Consider the following 21571-nt stretch of genomic DNA (forward strand, 5'->3'; position numbering starts at 1 on the left):
CTAAAACTGTTGCCCAATAATAAAGTGAATTTCTTTACCATGTGCTTTAGTTTCTCCGGGCTGAGGATCAAATCCGTAACCCCAGTCAATACCTAATAATCCAAATGCGGGCATGAATACACGTAAACCAACACCGGCAGAACGGTTAAGGTCAAATGGGTTATAATCTTTAAATGTAGGGTATGATGATCCAGCTTCTAAAAATGCTAACGCATAAATCGATGCAGATGATTTTAATGTAATTGGATAACGTAACTCCATAGAGAATTTATTATAAATAGTTGCCCCAATTTGTTCCCCATTTGCATTTACAGGAGTCAATGAGTTGTTTTCATATCCTCTTAACTGTACTGTTTCTCTACCATCCATGGAGTAGTTTGCCATACCGTCTCCTCCTAAATAGAAACGTTCAAATGGTACAACACCTCTTGATTGATCATAAGCACCTAAGAAACCAAACTCAGTTAATGTTCTTAAAACTAATTTACCATATAGTTTAGTATACCAGTCTGCTTTAAATTTAATTTTATAATACTCTAACCAATTGTATTTCTTTTGATCCACTTTTCCTTGGTCAGTATCTGCATTTGCATAATCAGATCCTACACTTGCATAGCCTGATTGTCCGTTTATAGTTTCGGTTTTAACATAATCTCCAGGATTAAGTGGTTGTCCGTCTATACCTGAAGTTGCAGCTCCTGTATATTGAGTTTTGTATTCTTTCTGGTTTTTTAAATCTCCGTAATCAATTCCGTTAAATAAGGAATATGGAGGAGTAACTTTTGCAGAAATACTAAAATCAGAACCATAAGTTGGGAATATAGGGTTAACTCCTTTATTACTTCTTGAAAGTCCAATTGTGTACGCTAAGTTTCTTGAAGCTCCGTTACCAAAAGTAAATAATCCAGTATTATAATTATTCAAATCATAATGTTGGTAACTCACAGATTGTGAAAGAACGAAGTAATCATCCGGCACAGTAAGACGTTTTGCTAAACCAACTTGTAAAGTTAAGATATTAAAACTTTTGCTTTTATCTACAGTTCTTGTAGCATAGTTGTTTAAGAATTGTTTACTGTACGATATAGATGAACTAAATTGTACTGGTTTTTTTCCTCCAAACCATGGTTCTGAGAATGATAAACTATAAGTCTGGAAATACGTACTTCCTTGTAAACGAAGTGCTACTTTCTGACCATCTCCCATTGGTAATGGTTTATAAGATTCTTTGTTGAATAAATTTCTGGCAGAAAAGTTATTAAAAGAAAGTCCTAAGGTTCCAATGAAACCTCCACCACCGTAACCTCCCTGAAGCTCAACCTGGCTGGATCCTTTTTCAACAACATGATATTCGATATCAACAGTTCCTGCTCCGGCATCAACATTTTTAAATTTCGGATCAATAGCTTCAGGATCAAAGAATCCTAATTGTCCAATCTCACGAATAGTTCGAACCAGTTGTTCTTTACTGTATTTTTCTCCCGGCTTAGTTCTAAGCTCGCGGTAAATAACGTGGTCATTAGTTTTATCGTTTCCTACTACTGATATTTTATTGAAGTAAGCAATAGGTCCTTCTGTAACTCTAATTTCGAAATCGATAGTATCGTTTACTGTTTTTACCTCTACAGCATTGATATTAGAGAATAAGTAACCGTTGTTTTGATACAAGTTTGTAATGTCTTCTGCGTCAGGTTTTGTTTTGTCAGCAATACGTTTTTCAAGTAAAACACCATTATAAGTTTCACCTTTTTTGATACCTAAATAACGGTTTAATAATTGATCTGAGTAAACGGTGTTTCCAAGGAATTTGATATTACCAAAGTAATATTTATTTCCTTCTTCCATTTTTATTTTGATCGCAAGCATATTTTTATTCTTGTTATAAGTAACAGAATCATAAATGATACGGGCATCACGATATCCTTTTTCTTTATATGCAGCAACAACTTTTTCTAAGTCGGTTTTGTATTTTTCCGGAATAAATTTTGATGATTTTAAAACGCGAAAAAAGTTTTTTTGTTTCGTGTCTTTCATGGCAGATCTTAATTGATTTCCGGTAAGTTGTTTATTACCAATGAAATCAATACTGCTAATTTTTACTTTATCACCTTTGTCTACCCTTACAAGCATATTTACCTGATGTCCGTTTATAGTATCAGGAGTATTTGTAATGGTAACTTTGGTATTATAAAAACCTTCTTTTTTGTATTTGTTTTCTATATAATTTTTGGTTGTAGTAATTAAGTTTTCGTTTACAATTTTGTTTTTGGTCAAATTGTTATCCTTAATTAATCCTTCGACTTTACTTTTCTTAATACCAACAAATTTTACTTCGTTTAGTTTAGGTAATTCAACTATATTTAAGTCAAGATAGATACTGTCGTTTTCTACCTTATTAATATAGAAGGCAATTTCATCGAATAGGCCAAGTTTGCCTAACTTTTTAATAGCGCCACTAATTTCTTCTCCTGGCACTGTTATCTCTTGTCCTTTTTGAAGACCTGAAAATGTAACTACGGTTTGTTCATTGAAGCTTATTTTACCAACAACAGAAACTTTAGCAAGAATATATTTTTTTCCCTGATCAAAAGGAACTCTTTCTTGTGCTTTTATTTGTGAAAAACTACCCAAAAGAAGTAGGGTAAAGACTATTTGTATTCTTTTTTGTAACACTAAAATATTATTTAATTTGTTCGCTGGTTTTTCCAAATCTACGTTCTCTTTTTTGATAACTAATAATAGCCTCATATAAATCTTGATCTTTAAAGTCTGGCCACAAGACATTAGTAAAATATAATTCTGCGTAGGCGATCTGCCATAGCAAAAAATTACTTATTCTATGTTCTCCACTTGTTCGTATTAATAAATCTACGTCAGGTAAATTTTGCGTGTAAAGATGCTCATTTATAATTGAATCGTCAATAGTGTCTATTGAAATTATATTATTTTTAACTTTATCACTGATGATTCTCACAGCATTTACCAATTCTTCTCTTGATCCGTAACTTAAAGCGAGGGTTAGTGTAAGACGCGTATTATTTTTGGTTTTATCTATTACATCCAGAAGCTCTTTTTGAGCTGATTTTGGTAATTTTTCAAGATTTCCAATTGCATTCAGTTTGATGTTATTTTCTTGCAATGTTACAAGCTCTTTCTTTAATGAATTGATTAGTATTTTCATTAATGCATCAACCTCTAATTTAGGGCGGTTCCAGTTTTCTGTCGAAAAAGCATATAGGGTTAAATACTCAATGCCAAGTTTAGCACAAGTTTTAATTGTTTTTTTTACAGATTTTGTCCCATTTTCATGACCAAATGCTCTTAAAAAACCTTGTTGTTTTGCCCAACGACCATTTCCGTCCATAATAATGGCTAAATGTTTGGGTAAGTTTGTTTGATCTATAGAGTCTAGTAAATTCATTTTATTATTCTGCGCAATAGCAAGGTTTTTGTCCAAAGGTATACGTTAAAGTGATACCTGAAAAGACATACCAGTCATTATTATTTAAATTTCCAAAATGCAGCGATTTCAAATTACCACTGCTTGGGTTACTTCCGTCAATATCATCTGTAAAGGTGTAGCGGGCTCCAACTTCAGCACCTAAAATTAAATGAGGTGTTATATTCGATTTGATTCCTAATGTCATTGGTATGGCAATAGAACCTCCGTTTTTATCTTTTTTAGTTTGTCCTCCGGTCACGTACAATTTGTCGTACATAAAGTAACTTAAACCGGAATATATATAAGGTGTAATTTTTGGATGATAATCATGAAGATTAAAATCAAAAAAATTAAATTCTAAACCGGCAGATAGTTCTTTTATAGTGTTATCAAAACTATAATCTCTTCTATTTCTTCCTGTTTCTTCAGAATCCCTGTCGTTTCCGGAAACAGTTGATTGTGTGTATGAAAAACGGTAAGAATGACGCGGGCTTTTATTCCATTTATACAAAATACCAAAAGCCAGTTTTTCAGGAGCAATATAAGTTGTGCTTCCTACGTCACCTACAAAGTTACTTCCGCCAAGAAAAACACCAATCTCATTGATCTGAGCGTTTAGTGTGATAAAGGGGAAAAAACATAACAATAAATTAAAAATTTTCTTCATTTAATTCAAAATTGCGTGCAAATATAATAATTATCGATACGAATCAACGTTCCTTTAGTTAAATGTGCTTTTTTTTAAATTTACAATATGATATTGAGACATTTAATGATGATTCGATACATGCAAAACGGCAAAAAGTGCTATTATCGTATAGTGATGAATCAGAAAACAATTTAATTTCTCTTATCTTCTCCCCAAAGCAATTTATTTCTTAAGGTTTTCAAGAAAGTTTCGCCTGGAATTTCGACCATTTTTATTTTGTAATCTGTTTTTTTGATTGTTAAAACAGATTCATTTTTTACAGAAGCTATTCTCGAGTCCAATGAAACCAGATATTGGTCTTCTCTGCCTGAAACACGAAGCTTAATTTCAGTATCATCAGGTATAACAAGTGGTCTTGCTGTTAAATTATGTGGGGCAATAGGTGTGATTACTAAGCTTTTTACATCCGGAGTTAAAAGTGGTCCGCCACAGCTCAAAGAATATCCTGTTGAACCCGTTGGTGTAGAAATGATTAAACCATCTGCCCAGTACGAATTTAGATATTCATTATTTAGATAGGTTTCAACCGTAATCATCGAAGTAGTATCTTTTCGGCTGACCGTTACTTCGTTCATTGCAAAATTTAAATCTTCTTCAATGGCATCGTTTTTTGGGTCACAGGTAAGGCTTAATAGCGTTCTTTCAGAAGTTGTGTAATTTTTATCAATTACAAACTGCAGGAAACTATCAATATTTTCTTTTTGTACAGTGGCCAGAAAACCAAGTCTTCCTGCGTTGATTCCTAAAATAGGAACCCCGGAGTTACGAACTAAAGTTGCTGCTCTCAAAATGGTTCCGTCACCGCCAATACTAATTAGCATCTCAAAACTATTGTCGAGCGATGTACTTGCTGAAAAAGTTTTGTATTCTTTTTTTACGAGTTGCTTTTCGTGAAGCATTTTTAGAAAGTGCTCTTCTATAACCATTTCGACATTATTCGTGTTAAAAAACAAAAATATATCTTTGATAATGGGTTCGGTACTGTTCTGGTAATACTGTCCGTAAATAGCTACTTTCATTCTTTTTAATTAGATAATTCGTCAATTAGGTAATGTGGCAATCGTCAATTTGATAATGTGAAAATTAGAATATTTAAGAAATTATCTAATTGACGAATTATCTGATTATATTATATATTAAGATATTTGTCTAAGTAATCTGAACGCTCCTTTAAGCTGTTGATGTATGCATCTTCCTGATGTTCTGAAATAATTTCGTACCCATATCTTCTATAAGTCTGAATAATTTCATTCATAGGCCCAACACCAATTTTTACGGTAATCTGAACATTTTCAAGATCAGCTTCAGATATAAAGCAGCCAAGAATTTTGCCATTGTTGCTTTCTACAATCTGGGTTACCTGACCCATTGAATAATCTAGAAGTCCTTTTTGAACAATAATAATTCCGCCTTGTTCCTTTAAAAATGGAGTTTCCTGAAAAAATTTCATGATGTCTTCCATTTCATAATATCCTATATAGATATTATTTTCGTCAAGAACAGGAATTATATTCGTGTGGTTTTTAGCAAAAACTTCTAAAACATCAAGCCAAATCATTGATTTTCGCGCAAAAAAGCGTTCCAATGTATATTTGTAATCAATGACTTTTTTATCTGTATCAAAAGTTTCAACATCGTCAGAGGCGATACTTCCAATGAAGATTCCGTTTTCCAAAACCGGAAAATGCGAAAAATTCAAATCGGCAAAATAGTCCTGAACCGAGGCTATCGTTTCCTGGCTATCTATAGCTCTGAAATCATTGGTGATATAGTTTATAATTTCTGTCATAAATCTGTTAAGGATATTTCATGCAAAATAATCAAAAAATAGCAAAAACTGCTACGTTTTACTTTGTATTTTTGTCGTAACAAATATAGTGTTACTAGAATTAATTATCTATTTATATGACAAAGTTAAGTGTAAATATCAATAAAATTGCAACCCTTCGTAATGCACGTGGAGGAAATGTTCCTGATTTATTAAAAGTGGCTGCCGATATTCAGAAATTTGGAGGACAGGGAATCACGATTCATCCTCGTCCGGATGAGCGCCATATTCGTTATCAGGATGCACGCGATTTAAAAGCAATCGTTTATACAGAATATAATATTGAAGGAAATCCGCAGCATAATTTTATTGATTTGGTATTAGAATGTAAACCAACGCAGGTTACATTAGTTCCTGATGCAATTGGCGCCATTACATCTTCTGCAGGTTGGGACACGATAAAAAATCAAGAATACTTAACCGAAGTTATTCAGGAATTTCAGCGTAACGGAATCAGAACTTCGATTTTTGTTGATCCGGTTTTGGAAATTATCGAAGGAGCCAAAAAAACAGGCACAGACAGAATCGAATTATATACCGAAGCTTTTGCACATCAATACGATTTAGGAAACAAAAACGGAATTGATCCTTATGTTAAAGCCGCAGAATTAGCAAACGAATTAGGTTTAGGTATAAATGCAGGTCACGATTTAAGTCTGGATAATATTCAGTTTTTTAAACAAAATATTCCCGGTTTATTAGAAGTTTCTATTGGTCACGCTTTAATTTCAGAAGCGTTGTATTTGGGGTTGGATAATGTGGTAAATATGTACTTGAATAAATTGAAGTAAAACTTAGACTATTGAGTTAAATCAATTGGTTTAGATAAAAATTTAATAAAAATAAAGCAATTAGGGCATGACCCGCAGTCCCGAAGCCTCGGGAGCGGGTCGGGCTATTCGTTACAATCTTCTATTTTTAAAGAAAAAATAGAAGGATTTTCACTACTATCCCTCATGCGGCATTCTAGTCGCAATAATCTTTTCAGATTACAAGTTTCAACCACAAAATAAATATTTACATCACCTGAGAATTGGCTTATAATTGTTTACTTTCGCACTTTTCTTATTAAATTCAAGTGCAAAAAACTATAATTCTCTTTTTTTTACTCAGTTTATCCAATGTATTTGCACAATCTAAAGCAACTATAATTGGAAATGTAAAATCTTCTGAAAACGAAAGCCTTATTGGCGCAAGCATTTCTTTAGAGGTGAATAATCAGCATTATTACGCAATAACAGATACTCTTGGCAATTTTAAGGAAAACATACCTTTAGGAGAAGTTGAGATTGCTCTTTCTCAATTGGGTTATCTCAAAAAATCCATCCATTTTAATTTTCTAAAAGACACTTTAATTTCAATTGTATTAGAAAAAGATATTTCAGTATTAAAAGAAGTTTTAATTGCCAATGATAAAAAAAGAGGCATTACAAATTTGTCAGGAGGTAAATTATCTTTTAATTTAAAAGAACTATCATCAGTTCCAACTGTTTTGGGAACTACAGATATCATAAAACTTTTGCAGCTGACTCCGGGAGTTCAGAATTCTGGAGATGCAAACGGATATTTATATGTTAGAGGTGGAGATCCGGGGCACAATGCCATTTTATACGACGGAACTCCTGTATACGGAATGTCGCATTTGCTGGGCATTTTTCCTTTCTATAATACAGATCATATTAAGGAAGTTGAGTTTGATAAATCAAGTTCAAATTCAAAATATGGCGGACGTTTAAGTTCAACAACACTTCTAATTCCCAACAAAAAAATACCTTCTGAACTTGGTATTCAGGGAAATGTTGGCATTTTAGCCTCGCAAATTACTTTAGCTGTTCCTGTTAATCAAAAATCCGGCTTTTATATCTCAGGTCGAAAAACTTATATCGATGAAATTGTAGCGCCATTATTGCATTCCGGTTCTAAAAACAATGATGTTCAAAATATGAAATATGGTTTCTCTGATGGGAACATAACGTTCATTTCGCAACTTTCAAAAAACAATCTATTCTCTGTTGATGCATTTATAAGTGGCGACGAACTAAAAATCAAGGATAATAATCTGGCTTTAAAAACGAGTCTGAAGTGGAGTAATTTTACGGCTTCACCAAGTTTGATCACTACATTTTCGCCTAAATTTAATATGTCGAATGCGGTATATTTTAGTAGATATTCTAATGAGCTGAATATGGAACAAGCAACAATTGAGTTTGGGGTTTCTTCATATGTAAAAGATTTTGGTTTTAATAATGCCTTTCGATATTGGATAAAAAATGTTCCGGTTGAATCAGGAGTTCAATATGTACATCATGATTTACAGCCACAAAAAGTTAATATCGAAAATCTCACAGATAATAATACGACTCAAAATAATACAATCAATGCTGATGAATTTGCGATTTTTACGACAGTTAAGCCAAAATTAACCGATCATTTAAATGCCGAATTAGGACTCCGGATTAATTATTATACTTCTGGTTCTAATGATTCTTATTTGCATTTTCAGCCTCGTGTTTTACTGAATTATATAGCAAACGAGAAGTACTCTTTTTACGGATCTTATAATAAACAGTATCAATATTTGAGTTTGATAACAACTTCAAGTGTAGGTATTCCGACTGATTTTTGGATTGCAAGTTCAGATGGCATAAAACCGCAATCTTCAGATGAATTTTCTATTGGTTCAAATCAGAATATTTCAAAAAATATTTCTTCTTCCTTTGGAGGATTCTACCGTTTGATGAAAAATTTACTGGAATATCCTTATGGAATAACGCAATTTAATGAGGTTACAACACTTAAAAATGATTTGCTTGTTGGGAAAGGAAAAGCATACGGATTTGAAATGATGTTGCGAAAAAACAACGGAAAATTTACCGGTTGGTTAAGTTATACCCTGAGTTGGTCTGATCGAAATTTTGATGAACTGAATAACGGAAATACATATTTTGCTAAATACGACAGGCGCCATAATCTTTCAGTAGTTGGGATGTATGATTTAAATCCAAAATGGAATTTTGGTGTTACACAGATATTTAGTTCAGGAAATCGTTTTACAATGCCAACTTCGTGGTATTTTATCAATAACAATCCGGTTAAGGAATATTCAGGATATAATAATGCACAAATGCCAAATTATATCCGGACAGATTTCTCTGTTAATTATTTTTTCCTAAAAACAAATAAAAAAGAAAGTGCTTTGAATTTTTCAGTTTACAATACTTTTAATATTGATAACCCAATTTACGTAGTATTGAATGTTAAGGTGAACGAAGATAAAAGCAGTGTAATTGTAAAACAGGAAAAAAAGGTGTTGTATCGAATATTACCTTCGATAAGCTGGAGATTTAAATTTTAAAAAGATGAAAAAATATATACTGTTCCTTTTTACGTTAATCGCTGTAAGCTGTTCTAAAGATGATTTTAGTGAGCAAAGTACTGAGTCTAAAATTGTAGTCGAAGGCTGGATTGAAGAAGGTGATTATGCACAGGTTTTATTGTCGAGCAGTATTCCGGTTACAGATGTAATTGATTCAACAAACGTTTTGAATCATGTGATAAGATCTGCAAAAATTACGGTTTCTGACGGATTAAACTCTGAAGTTTTAAGAGTCAGAAACGATAAAAACCGAGTGCCGCCATTTGTATATTATGGTACTACATTAATAGGAGAGGCCGGAAAAGAGTATTCTATTAAAATAGAATATTTAAATCGGGTAGTTCAGGCTGTAACAACAATCCCCAAATCAGTAAAGATTACTAATGCGGAGTATATAAAAAAGAATCCGTCAGACACAACGGGATATGTTTTTGTGAAATTTGATGATCCTGTAAATGAAAAAAACTATTATCAGATTGCCACAAAAATCGATGGCGAAGAACCTATTTTTGTTCCTGCATTTTATGGAAATTTAGATGATAAAAATTTCACTGCATCAGCAATGTCGATACAAATAAACAGAGGTGTTTTGCTTTTTCCTAAAACTAAATTTACGCCTTATTTTACTGATGGAGATTTGATTTTTGTAAAATTAAGAACTCAAAATAAAGATGCGTTAGATTTCTGGAACAGCTGGCAAAATGAAATTGTAAACAGTAGAAACCCTATTTATCCGGCAAATACAAGCTTAAAATCAAATATAAACGGCGGAATTGGGATTTGGGCAGGATATGGTCAAAGTATTTTTATTGTAAAAACACCGGAAAAAATAAAGCCGATTTGAAACATTTCAAATCGGCTTTAAATTTATGTTTAAAAGCTATTATTTTTCAAAAGCGTTGATGAAATCTTCAAACTTAGCTTCGAATTTTTCGAATCCACTAGAGAAATAAGTGCTAAAAGAAACTTCTGTATTATCGTTGAATTTTAAGTATAATACTTCTTCAAGGTAAGGTTGTGAAAATGATTCACCAGTACCATTGTTTGACCAATAAGAATATTGAGCATTCCAAACCGGTAAATTAAAAACATAATCATTACCTGATTTTTCTGAATGCTGAACAAGATCAGCAATTTTAGTTCCGTCTTTTTTAGAAACTAAGATTAATTTTAAGTTTTTATTAAAATTAGCAGCAGAACCTTCAGAATATTTTTTCTCGTATGCATTTAATGCCGTGTAATATTCTTTGTAATTCGATTTAGGATTGTTTGAATCTGGGTAAGTAGGACGTACAAGGCTTTTTTCTAAAGCTATTTTATCAGCACCTTCAGTTTCTAAATTCATGTCAGCAACAATAATAAAATTGTCCATTAATTTAATTAATCCATTTGCTTTACCTCTGTATTGAACAAGATCGTCATTATCGATAAGAGCATCAATATTAGCTGAACTTCCTGAATTAAAATCAAGTAAAGTTTTTCCGTTATAAGTAAAAAGTGCTTTTGAAATGTTTTCAGTACCTTTTTTACCGTTCATTTCCCAAGTATATCCATCGCTTAAAGTCATTTTATAAGCAAACTCATCCGGAGATTGGTTTTTAGAAGAATATTTAGCAGTTTGAGTAAATGTTGCTACTTGTGCATTATCAACAGTTAAAGCAGCATCTGATGAACTTGGTAAAAAAATATTATCATATACACTTTCGTTTCCGTTGTAGCCATCATAATATTTAACTTTTACATCAGATGAAACTCCTTTTGAAGTAAGAACTGCATTGTTTGCTGTTTGAGATTTTTTAGCAGGGAAAACAAATTTTAATTCTGTAGTCGAAGCTGTTTTGTCCCATTTTTTTGCAGTATTATTCCATGTATATACACCATAAACACCAGAGATATTTAAAATGTCTTCTACATTATTGTCATTTTTTCCGCTAAAGATATCAATTTGATAAATATCTAATAATCTGCTTAAGTTTTCTAATGCTTCAATAGCGCTTGAGCTTTTAGATTTGTCTAACTGAACCAACATATCATTTGCTTCAGCTTCTAATTTTATTTTTTGTTCTGCCGGAGTTAATTTAGAATATGGTTGTTTAACGATCTCTGCAATTTGCTCAGCAAGAGTTTTGTCTTTTGTAGGTTCTTCTGTTACAGGATCTGTTGTAGGGTCCGTGCTGTCATCGCTTGAGCAGGAAATAGCAAACTGAGAAAGAACTACAGAAAGTAAAAGTAATTTTTTGATCATGGTGAAAGTTTTTAATTAATGGATTAAATCAAGCTTTTAAGACTTCATTTTCAAGGGCGCAAGTTAGTATTTGTATTTGTTCTTTTTTTACGGGAAGCCGTAAAACTGTAAACTTTTTTCTAATAAAATAAAATTAAAATAAAATCCGGGAGAACTTATTGCATGTCAGATTCATAGATAAGTTTTACATTTGTGTTCAGTTTTTAAAACCAAAATATAAATGTTATACTCAAAAATAGAAGGTGAAGGAAAACCTTTCATCATCATGCACGGATTTTTAGGAATGTCTGATAACTGGAAAACCCTGGCAGGACAATATGTAGAAGCCGGATTTCAGGTTCATATTTTAGATTTAAGAAATCACGGGCGTAGTTTTCATTCAGATGAGTGGACTTATGAAGCAATGGTGCAGGATGTTTTCGAATATTGTCAGGCAAATCAATTAACAAGAGTAGATATTTTGGGGCATTCGATGGGAGGAAAAGTAGCGATGCTTTTTGCAACTACACATCCTGAAATTGTAGACAAACTAATTGTTGCTGATATTGGTCCCAGATTTTACAAACAACATCATCAGGATATTTTGGCAGGATTAAATGCAATAGATTTTTTTATAAAACCAAGCCGAAATGATGTCGAGGAAACGTTATCAAAATATGTTCCTGATTTTGGAACGCGTCAGTTTTTGTTAAAGAACTTATATTGGAAAGAACCGGGACAATTAGCATTCAGATTTAATCTGGAAGCTTTTAATAATAATCTCGATGCCATTGGAAAAGCTTTAGATAGTGATTTGGTTTTTGATAAACCTACCTTATTTATTCGCGGCGGCAATTCAGGATATATTCAGGATGCCGATTTTGATGCGATTCGTCAACAATTTCCAAATGTTACCTTCGAAACGATTCCAAATGCAGGACATTGGCTTCATGCAGAAAATCCTAAATTGTTTTTTGAATTAACGACTGAATTTTTAAAAGAGTAATTGAAGGTCAATTTTTTATAGCCACAGATTAAAGGATTCTCACAGATTAGAATTTCATAATTAGAAAAAAATCTTTCTAATCCTTTTAATCTGTGGCAAAAAAAAGGATTCAAATAGCTGATCAATATAAAAATCATTACTTTTATTAAAACTTTTAAATAAAAAAAGATATGAAATTTTTACTCAGACTTCTTGTTACCGCAGCTTTGGTTTTGTTAATAGCTAACCTTTTGCCAGGTGTTCATGTTGCCAGTTTTGCTACTGCTGTAATTGTAGCAATCGTTTTAGGATTATTAAATCTTTTTATAAAACCTATATTAGTTATCCTGACATTACCGGTTACCTTTATTACTTTAGGTTTGTTTTTACTGGTAATTAATGCGATAATTATTTTGTTGTGTACTAATATTGTTGGAGGTTTTGCAGTCGATTCATTCTGGACAGCATTGTTCTTTAGTATTATATTGTCTCTGCTTCAATCTATTACTTACAAAATACTTGGAGACGATAAAAAATAAAATGTAGAAAGCATGTTTAAAACGGCTTCAAATACAATAGATTAAAAACTTGGTTGGGTTGCAAAAATTTTATAATTTTGCAACCCAATTTTATTATGTAAATTAAAGAAGACGATGGATATTAAAAGAGTAGCAACAGATGCTGTGAATGAAACGATTGTATTAAACGTTGTTCACATGGATTATAAAGGTCAGGTAGCAAAAAGAATAAACGAAAAAATGCCATTGGCTACCGTAAAAGGTTTTAGAAAAGGACAAGTTCCTAAAGACCTTGTTGAAAAACAATACGGAAAAGCAATCAAGCAAGAAGAAGTTAAAAAAGTAGTTGATTTGGCTTTAGAGCGTTTTGTTCAATCTGAAAGATTAAATCTTTTAGGAACTCCTCTTGCTAAAGAAAACGAAAACTTTGATTGGGATGCAGAAGAATTAACTTTCGAATACGAAATTGGTTTAGTGCCAAATTTCGAAATTGACTTAGAAGCTAAAAACAATATCGTAAAATATATCGTTACTGCTGATGATAAATTAATCGACGGACAAGTAGAACGTATCCAAAAACAATTCGGAAAAGCAATTCCTCAGGATAAAGTTGAAGCTGATTCAGATTTAACCGGAACTTTTTCAAACGAAGAAAATGGAATCAACAATACAACTACAATTGCTGTATCTACTTTCAACAAAGCTGCTGCTGATAAATTCATCGGTAAAAAAGTTGGTGATGTTGTTGCAGTAAGCACAAAAGGTTTATTTGCTGATGATCACCAATTAATGGATTACTTAAAAGTAGGTCATGATGATGTTCACGGTTTAGATATCGAAGTAAACTTTACTATCGAAGCTATCAACGGAGCAGAATTGGCTGAATTAAACCAAGAGCTTTTTGATAAACTTTTTGGTGAAGGTAAAGTAGCTTCTCTAGAAGATTTAAAAGCTAAAATCAAAGAAGATGCTGAAGCTCAATTCGCGCAACAAGCAGATCAAAAATTATTGTTAGACGTTCAGGATTTCTTGATCGAAAGTACAAAATTTGATTTACCAGCTGAATTCCTTAAAAAATGGCTACAAACTGTAGGAGAGAAAAAACTTTCTGCAGAAGAAGCTGAAGTTGAATACGCAAGATCTGAAAAAGGATTACGTTTTCAATTAATCGAAGGAAAAGCAATGGCTCAAAGCAATATCCAAATTACATTTGATGACCTGAAAGCATTTACAACAAACGCTATCAAACAACAAATGGCTCAATTTGGACAAACAAACCCAACTGACGAAGAAGTACAAGGAATCGTGGCTAGAGTTTTATCTAACCAGGAAGAAGTAAAAAGACTTTCTGAGCAAGTTGTGGCAGAAAAATTGTTAGAGGTTTTCAAAGAAAAAGCAAATCCTACAACTAAAGAAGTAACTTACGAAGAATTTATTGCTGCGTCTTACGGAGAATAATTTCTAAAACAATAAGTATTTTGAGCGTCAGGAAGTTTTTTCCTGACGCTCTTTTGTTTTAATTTATTTTTGATTACTTTTCAGAAGCTAATCCAGCTATCCGTTACAAGTTTTTTTACGGCTGCCTTTTTTTGTAAGGTAAAAAAAGAGCTTCCGCTGGTCGCTTTTTCTTACCAACAAAAAATAGTTGCCATTTCAAAAAGCTTTTAACTACTATCTGGGCTATCTAAGAAACAAGTTCGAAAACTTGAAACCTGAAACAAAATTAAACCTGAAACAAAAAACTAAGACAAATTGACATTCTTTAGAAAGAGGTACAACCTTTGATGGAAGAATAAATACAGATATTACGTAAAACTTAGAACACTTAAAATATGAACTACGGTAAAGAATTCAAAAAATTTGCTACAAAGCACCAAGGAGTAAACGCTATGTACTACGACAAAATCGTAGCAGCAATGAACCCAACAAACATGACTCCATATATTATTGAAGAACGCCAGTTGAATATTTCTCAATTAGACGTTTTTTCAAGATTAATGATGGACAGAATCATCTTTTTAGGAACAGGTATCGACGATCAAATCGCTAATATCGTTCAGGCTCAGTTATTATTTTTAGAAAGTGCTGATGCTTCAAAAGATATTCAAATTTATCTTAATTCTCCTGGAGGAAGCGTTTACGCAGGATTAGGAATTTACGATACAATGCAATATATCAAACCAGATGTAGCGACAATTTGTACCGGTATGGCAGCCTCAATGGGCGCTGTTTTATTATGTGCAGGAGCGGCAGGAAAACGTTCAGCTTTACCACATTCAAGAGTAATGATTCACCAGCCATCAGGAGGAGCACAAGGAGTTGCAACTGACATGGAAATCAACTTACGCGAAATGTTGAAACTAAAAGATGAATTATACCATATCATCTCTCAACATTCAGGACAAACTTTTGATAAAGTACACAAAGACAGTGAGCGTGATTACTGGATGAAAGCCGATGAAGCTAAAGAGTACGGAATGATTGATGAAGTATTGAGAAGAAGCTAAAATTTTGTTTAAAGTTTCAGGTTTCAAGTTTGCTGATGTTAACTTTAAACCTGAAACCTGAAACATTTTTTTAAACTTGAAACAAAAAATAAAAGTTAATAGGTTACTAAGTTTTTGATGTTTTAGTAATAAATCTCAGAAACTTAGTAACTTTGCGACTTATGTAACTAAAAAAGAATGGCTAAAGTAGTATTAGAATGTTCGTTTTGTGGAAGAAAGAAGCCAGAAACCAATTTATTGATTGCAGGTATTAATGCACATATCTGTGATAAGTGTATTGAACAAGCGCACGGAATTGTAATAGAAGAATTAAAATCAAGCGGAAGTGCAAAACTGGTTGGTGATTTAATTTTAAAGAAACCAAAAGAAATCAGAGCGTTCTTAGATCAATATGTTATTGGTCAGGATCAAACTAAAAAAGTAATGTCAGTTGCGGTTTACAATCACTACAAACGTTTAATGCAACAGCAATTAGACGACGAAGTAGAGATTGAGAAAAGTAACATCATCATGGTTGGTCAAACCGGAACCGGAAAAACATTGGTAGCAAAAACTATCGCAAAAATGTTAGATGTTCCTTTGGCGATCGTAGATGCAACCGTACTTACAGAAGCAGGTTATGTAGGAGAAGATGTTGAAAGTATTTTAACACGTTTGCTGCAAGCCGCTGATTACGATGTAACAAAAGCCGAAAGAGGAATCGTATTTATAGATGAAATTGATAAAATTGCCCGTAAGAGCGATAATCCATCTATAACACGTGACGTTTCTGGTGAAGGAGTGCAACAAGCATTATTGAAATTATTAGAAGGAACAGTTGTAAACGTACCACCAAAAGGAGGACGTAAACATCCGGACCAGAAATTTGTTGAGGTAAATACTCAAAACATCCTGTTTATTGCAGGAGGAGCTTTTGATGGAGTAGAACGTATTATTTCTAAACGTTTAAACCGTCAGGCAGTTGGATATTCTACTTCTAAAAATGTAGATAATATAGACAAAGACAATTTATTGCAATATATCATTCCAAAAGACATCAAAGACTTTGGATTGATTCCTGAGATTATTGGTCGTTTGCCGGTTTTAACGCATATGGATCCTCTTGACAGAGAAACTTTACGTGCGATTTTAACACAACCTAAAAATGCGTTAATCAAACAATATCAAAAATTATTCATGATGGATGATGTTGAATTTAATATTACAGATGAAGCATTAGATTTTATTGTTGATAAAGCTTTAGAATATAAATTAGGAGCTCGTGGATTACGTTCTTTATGCGAAGCAATCTTAACAGATGCGATGTACGAATTACCAAGTTCAGACGATAAAGTGTTGACAATCGATAAAGATTACGCAAAACATACTTTGAATAAAAATTTATTGAAGAGAATGGAAATTGCTTCTTAAATATAAAAATAATCTCGTCTAAGCTTAAAGCTTTGAAGAAGAATAATATAAACCTGTTCATTTATTTGAACAGGTTTTTTTATACTTTTTTTGCACTCTTTCTGTTTCTGTTTTTATGTAAATTGGCATTATGAAAAAAGTATTCTTTATTATAAGTTTTGTGCTGGTGTTGTCCTGTAAGAACAACAAAAAAGAGCTTAGGGAAGCAAGTGTTTTTAACGCTGAAAAAACAATAGAAAATGCCTCTGATAAAAAGCCTCGTAACGAAATAAAAGACATAGATTATAATGCTTATTACAAAGAAGCGCAGCAATATTGCAAACGTAATAATCTAAACCAAGATCAGTTTTTCTTAATAGATTTAGGGATTCATTCCGGTTTAAAGAGATTCTTTGTTTATGACTTTAAAAAAAACAAAGTAGTACAATCCTACATAGTAAGTCATGGTTGTGGCGATAATAGCTGGGGCGCAACGATGTCAAAAGAGAATGCACCAATAAGCAATGAATTCGATTCGCATTGTTCCTCGATAGGTAAATTTATTATTTTGGATCGCGGTGTAAGCCAATGGGGAATAAAAGTAAATTATGTTTTACAGGGAAAAGATAAAACAAATTCACACGCCAGAAGTCGGGCAATAGTTTTGCATTCCTGGGAAGCCATTTCGAGTCACGAAGTTTATCCTCAGGGAACTCCGGAAGGCTGGGGTTGTCCTGCAGTATCTAATGAAAGCATGAAGGAAATTGACAAACTTCTCAAAGAAAATAAAAAAGTACTAATGTGGATTATTAAGTCGTAAATTTAGTTTAAACCCCAAACCTGATTTTCTTATAAAAATAGAAATTTCTCGTCTAGCCCTGATCGAAACCATATCCTTTTGCTGTGGAGTTCACAGCAAAAGATATAGTGAAGAGCAGGACAAGAGGTGTTTTTAAAATAAAAACATCAGCTCCTTAAAAAAATTACTGCACTCTAAACTTCTCCCGATATTCAATTGGTTTCATCCCAACCATTTTAAAAAATACTTTTCTAAAAGCCTTAGGATCATTATAACCTGTTTTTTCGATAATCTCAGAAATAGAAAGCTGAGTCTGTTCCAGATATTTCTTAGAACTCTCAACCCTTATATTTTGCAGGTATTCAATTGGCGGAATTCCTGTAACTTGTTTAAATCTTCGTGTCATGTTTCTGGCACTTGTTGGGATATCTTTGGTGATTTCTTCTAGTTTTTCGATCGTATGATATTGACTTTCGATTTTTTGCTGAAGCATTGCAACCAAAGTATCATTGTGTAAATGATTTGGCCTGAAAGTACTAAAGTAACTTTGCTTATATCGGTTTAAATCAATGGAGAAAATCTTGGCAATCTGAACGGCAATTTCGTTTCCGCAATATTTCTGAACCAGTAAAATCAATAAATGAAACGTTGAGGTAGATCCTCCACTCGTATATAAACTGCCGTCAGCAGTTAAAGTTTCTTCGGCTTTTAATTTTACTAACGGAAAAGCTTTTGTAAAAGCACTACAGGCATCAACATGAGTTGTAGCTAGTTTTTCGTTTAACAATCCTGACGCCGCAAACAAAAAAGCTCCCGTACAAAAACTAGCCAATTCTGCTCCGGATTGATGCTGTTTTTTTAGCCACGGAATAAAATTTTTATTCTTTTTGATCATTTCTCCCATATTATCAGTTGTAAAAGCAGGAATCAAAATAAGATCTAAAATGGCATTAGAATCTTCAATCGCATTAATTTTATAGCCAAATAATAATTCCTGATTGATCTGTTCAGTTGATTGAAAAATCATAATATTAAAAGGTTTTTCACTTTCTTTTGAAAGGTTATTAGCTGTTTCAAACACTTCTAAAATGGCTGCTATACTTAATAATTTGTAGTCGTGGGGCACAATTAAACCTACTTTTTTGCTCATAATTATTTGGTTTTTGGAAAGTTAACTTAAACACAAAAATAATTATTTTGTCTTAAATGACCCTAAAGTTGACTTTTAATGTATCTTAAAAGAAATGGTAAAATTTTAAATTTGCTATAAATAATTTGTAATTTTATAAATAAGCATGCTAAATTTTAATAAATAAACAATGATAACAGTACATAATACGATTCATGCATCAATAGATAAAGTTTGGGATTACTGGACATTGCCGGAACATATCAAAAACTGGAATATTGCTCCAGAAGATTGGTATACTCAGGATGTAGAAAATGATCTGAAAGCCGGAGGAAAATTCAACTATAAAATGGCTAAAAAAGATGGAAGCCTGAGTTTTGATTTTGAAGGAGAATATACTAAAGTAGAGAACTTATCTTTAATAGTATATAAACTCACTGATAACAGAATAGGAAGGGTAAGTTTTGAAAAAGATGAAAATACAGTAAAAATTACAGAAACTTTTGAACCTACAAAAGAAGATTCTGAAAGTATGCAGAAACTATGGTGTCAAACGGTTATTGATAATTTTAAAAAATATGTAGAAGGCGTTTAAGAATTTATAAAAACTATAAAATAATTTAATAAAGAAAATACTATGATAACAATACAAAATACAATTAATGCATCAATAGATAAAGTTTGGGAATTTTGGACAGAACCGGAACATATCAAAAACTGGAGTTTTGCTTCGGCAGAATGGCATACGCCTTATGCTGAAAATGATTTAAGAGAAGGTGGAAAATTTAAATCGACTATGGCTGCAAAAGATGGCAGTATGAGTTTTGATTTTGGAGGTGAATATACTTTAGTCGAAAAAAATAAAGCAATTGAATATATATTGGAAGATGGAAGAAAGGTTGAAATTACATTTTCAGAAACACCAGACGGAGTAGAAATTGTACAAAGTTTTGACCCGGAAACTCAAAATTCTGAAGAAATGCAACAAGGCGGATGGAATGCGATCCTGGATAACTTTAAAAGTTATGTAGAGCAGAATTAGTTTTTTCCAGAGGTTCAAAGGTTCAAAGGCTCAAAGTAGCAAAGGTTATGAAAACTTAGTCTTAGCTGCAAAAGGCACTTCTTAAATTATCTTATATAACTTATATGGTTTAAAATAAAAAAAAACAAAAAACTATGACAAAACAAATATGGTTGAATTTGCCTGTTAAGGATGTGGCAAAAGCTAAAGATTTTTTCTGGAAAATTGGTTTTTCTTTTAATGAACAACATGATACACCAAGTTCGACATGCATGGTGGTTGGTGAATCACATTTTGTTGTAATGCTTTTTGAAGAATCACTATTTACCGGTTTCTCTCAAAACAAACTAACGGATACGCAATCAAGCTCAGAAGTTCTGATTTCAATTGATGCCGAAAGCGCTTCAGAAGTTGATGAATTAGCAAAGAAAGTCGAAGAAGCCGGTGGAAAAGTTTTTGCTCCTCCGGCAGAAAGTCAAGGCTGGATGTATGGCTTTGGTTTTGCTGATTTAGACGGCCATAGATGGAATGTCTTATTTATGGATTTTAGTAAATTATCATAATTATGGAAACTTTAGAATTTAAAATCAGAATCAAAGCACCAGCAGAAAAAGTCTGGTCAGTTTTATGGAATGATGAAAGCTACAGAAAATGGGCAGGAGTTTTTTATGAAGGATCATATGCAATAAGTGATTGGACTGAAGGAGGAAAAATACACTTTCTGGGACCTAATGGTGGAGGAATGAATAGCATAATCGAAAAAAAAATCCCAAATGAATATATGGCTTTTAAACATTTGGGAGAAATTAAAGATTTTAAAGAACTGCCTATAGATCCGGAAACAGAAAAATGGAGCGGTGCAATGGAAATCTATCGATTAACTCCTGATGATGAGTTTACAGATCTTGTAGTTCAGGTTGATGTAGTCGAAAAGTTTATTGATTATTTTAAGGATACTTTTCCAAAAGGGCTGGAGATAGTAAAAGAACTTTCTGAAAATAAATAGTTTAAAGAGAATAGAAGAAAGAGTAAAGAGAATAGAAGAAAGAGGATAGATAAAAACAAAAACAAAATATCATGGCAACATCAGTAAACCCTTATTTAATATTCAACGGAAATTGCGAAGAAGCATTTCTGTTTTACAAATCAGTTTTTGGAGGAGAATTTCCGTATATCGGAAGATTTAAAGACATGCCTGCAGATGAAAATGGCAGCTGTCCCGAAGTATCTGAAAAAGATGCAAATAGAATAATGCATGTTTCGCTGCCAATTGGCAAAACTATTTTAATGGGAAGTGACAGTAATGAACAATCCGGAGACGTTGTTTTGGGAGGAAACTTTTCCGTATCAATCAATGTCGAAAGTACAGCAGAAGCAGATAGAATTTTTAACGGACTTTCTGCAAACGGAACAATTTATATGCCTATGAATAAGACTTTCTGGGGCGCTTATTTCGGAATGTTCAAAGATAAATTTGATGTAAGCTGGATGGTGAATTTTGATGAATCAGAAGCACATAAGGAATATAATAGTTAGGTTATTTTAATACCTGAACATATTTGTTAAATTAATTCAAAAAGCACATTCATATGTGCTTTTTCTTTTCAAAAAAACAAACAATATCCTTTTTTATCAACAATAGAT

At 32.6% G+C, this 21571-nt stretch carries 21 protein-coding genes; 14 read left to right on the forward strand and 7 right to left on the reverse strand.

Annotation, left to right across the window (positions count from 1 at the left end):
- From BXU01_RS12535 to BXU01_RS12555, 5 genes are all read right to left on the reverse strand, one after another.
- The gene (locus tag BXU01_RS12535; RefSeq protein WP_083693519.1) at nt 1-2748 is read right to left on the reverse strand and encodes an outer membrane protein assembly factor; all 2748 of its coding nucleotides are present in this window, start codon (nt 2746-2748) and stop codon (nt 1-3) included.
- On the reverse strand, nt 2681-3421 hold the full coding sequence (locus BXU01_RS12540; protein ID WP_055095173.1) for an isoprenyl transferase: 741 nt from the start codon (nt 3419-3421) through the stop codon (nt 2681-2683). The genes BXU01_RS12535 and BXU01_RS12540 overlap by 68 nt, the downstream gene beginning before the upstream one ends.
- Nucleotides 3422-3425: 4 nt before the next feature.
- Nucleotides 3426-4109, reverse strand: coding sequence for a DUF6089 family protein (locus tag BXU01_RS12545; RefSeq protein ID WP_083693520.1), 684 nt, complete (start codon nt 4107-4109; stop codon nt 3426-3428).
- 173 nt (nt 4110-4282) lie between these two features.
- Nucleotides 4283-5170, reverse strand: a complete 888-nt coding sequence (locus BXU01_RS12550) for an NAD kinase (RefSeq protein ID WP_083693521.1) — start codon at nt 5168-5170, stop codon at nt 4283-4285.
- Nucleotides 5171-5280: 110 nt separating this feature from the next.
- Nucleotides 5281-5940, reverse strand: coding sequence for a CBS domain-containing protein (locus BXU01_RS12555; protein ID WP_055095115.1), 660 nt, complete (start codon nt 5938-5940; stop codon nt 5281-5283).
- A 116-nt stretch (nt 5941-6056) separates the two neighbouring features.
- Here BXU01_RS12555 and BXU01_RS12560 point away from each other — a divergent pair, with 116 nt between their 5' ends.
- The 3 genes from BXU01_RS12560 to BXU01_RS12570 all read left to right on the forward strand — a co-directional run bounded on the left by BXU01_RS12560 (nt 6057) and on the right by BXU01_RS12570 (nt 10199).
- Complete coding sequence (locus tag BXU01_RS12560) at nt 6057-6770, forward strand: pyridoxine 5'-phosphate synthase (protein ID WP_083693522.1); 714 nt, start codon at nt 6057-6059, stop codon at nt 6768-6770.
- Nucleotides 6771-7057: 287 nt separating this feature from the next.
- The gene (locus tag BXU01_RS12565; protein WP_083693523.1) at nt 7058-9334 is read left to right on the forward strand and encodes a TonB-dependent siderophore receptor; all 2277 of its coding nucleotides are present in this window, start codon (nt 7058-7060) and stop codon (nt 9332-9334) included.
- Nucleotides 9335-9338: 4 nt separating this feature from the next.
- Nucleotides 9339-10199, forward strand: a complete 861-nt coding sequence (locus tag BXU01_RS12570; RefSeq protein WP_083693524.1) for a DUF4249 domain-containing protein — start codon at nt 9339-9341, stop codon at nt 10197-10199.
- A 39-nt stretch (nt 10200-10238) separates the two neighbouring features.
- Here BXU01_RS12570 and BXU01_RS12575 read toward each other — a convergent pair whose 3' ends face one another.
- Nucleotides 10239-11600 (reverse strand): hypothetical protein, encoded by a 1362-nt coding sequence (locus BXU01_RS12575; RefSeq protein ID WP_083693525.1) that lies wholly within the window; start codon nt 11598-11600, stop codon nt 10239-10241.
- A 220-nt stretch (nt 11601-11820) separates the two neighbouring features.
- Here BXU01_RS12575 and BXU01_RS12580 point away from each other — a divergent pair, with 220 nt between their 5' ends.
- The 6 genes from BXU01_RS12580 (at nt 11821) to BXU01_RS12605 (ending at nt 17798) form a co-directional block, all read left to right on the forward strand.
- Nucleotides 11821-12585 (forward strand): alpha/beta fold hydrolase, encoded by a 765-nt coding sequence (locus tag BXU01_RS12580; protein ID WP_083693526.1) that lies wholly within the window; start codon nt 11821-11823, stop codon nt 12583-12585.
- A 170-nt stretch (nt 12586-12755) separates the two neighbouring features.
- The gene (locus BXU01_RS12585) at nt 12756-13103 is read left to right on the forward strand and encodes a phage holin family protein (RefSeq protein ID WP_083693527.1); all 348 of its coding nucleotides are present in this window, start codon (nt 12756-12758) and stop codon (nt 13101-13103) included.
- A 114-nt stretch (nt 13104-13217) separates the two neighbouring features.
- Entirely contained in the window at nt 13218-14540 is a 1323-nt protein-coding gene (locus tag BXU01_RS12590; protein ID WP_083693528.1) for a trigger factor, read from the forward strand.
- Nucleotides 14541-14914: 374 nt separating this feature from the next.
- Nucleotides 14915-15589 (forward strand): ATP-dependent Clp endopeptidase proteolytic subunit ClpP, encoded by a 675-nt coding sequence (clpP, locus tag BXU01_RS12595; protein ID WP_055095106.1) that lies wholly within the window; start codon nt 14915-14917, stop codon nt 15587-15589.
- 177 nt (nt 15590-15766) lie between these two features.
- Complete coding sequence (gene clpX, locus BXU01_RS12600; RefSeq protein WP_055095105.1) at nt 15767-16999, forward strand: ATP-dependent Clp protease ATP-binding subunit ClpX; 1233 nt, start codon at nt 15767-15769, stop codon at nt 16997-16999.
- A 130-nt stretch (nt 17000-17129) separates the two neighbouring features.
- Nucleotides 17130-17798 carry a murein L,D-transpeptidase catalytic domain-containing protein gene (locus BXU01_RS12605; protein ID WP_083693529.1) on the forward strand — a complete coding sequence of 223 codons (669 nt, stop codon included), beginning with the start codon at nt 17130-17132 and terminating at the stop codon, nt 17796-17798.
- 163 nt (nt 17799-17961) lie between these two features.
- On the opposite strand, the gene BXU01_RS12610 is transcribed toward BXU01_RS12605, so the two are convergent.
- Nucleotides 17962-18927, reverse strand: coding sequence for a GlxA family transcriptional regulator (locus BXU01_RS12610; RefSeq protein ID WP_083693530.1), 966 nt, complete (start codon nt 18925-18927; stop codon nt 17962-17964).
- Between the two features lie 169 nt (nt 18928-19096).
- Between BXU01_RS12610 and BXU01_RS12615 the strand changes: the two genes are divergently transcribed.
- The 5 genes from BXU01_RS12615 (at nt 19097) to BXU01_RS12635 (ending at nt 21463) form a co-directional block, all read left to right on the forward strand.
- Nucleotides 19097-19501, forward strand: coding sequence for an SRPBCC domain-containing protein (locus BXU01_RS12615; protein ID WP_083693531.1), 405 nt, complete (start codon nt 19097-19099; stop codon nt 19499-19501).
- A gap of 42 nt (nt 19502-19543) precedes the next feature.
- A complete protein-coding gene (locus BXU01_RS12620) occupies nt 19544-19948 on the forward strand; it encodes an SRPBCC family protein (protein WP_083693532.1) in 405 nt (134 codons plus the stop codon).
- Nucleotides 19949-20082: 134 nt separating this feature from the next.
- Complete coding sequence (locus BXU01_RS12625; protein WP_083693533.1) at nt 20083-20490, forward strand: VOC family protein; 408 nt, start codon at nt 20083-20085, stop codon at nt 20488-20490.
- 2 nt (nt 20491-20492) lie between these two features.
- Entirely contained in the window at nt 20493-20933 is a 441-nt protein-coding gene (locus tag BXU01_RS12630; RefSeq protein WP_083693534.1) for an SRPBCC domain-containing protein, read from the forward strand.
- Nucleotides 20934-21004: 71 nt separating this feature from the next.
- Nucleotides 21005-21463, forward strand: coding sequence for a VOC family protein (locus tag BXU01_RS12635; RefSeq protein ID WP_083693535.1), 459 nt, complete (start codon nt 21005-21007; stop codon nt 21461-21463).
- Nucleotides 21464-21571 lie beyond the last annotated feature (108 nt).

This window comes from [Flexibacter] sp. ATCC 35103, from assembly GCF_001975985.1.
Taxonomy (GTDB): Bacteria; Bacteroidota; Bacteroidia; order Flavobacteriales; family Flavobacteriaceae; genus Flavobacterium.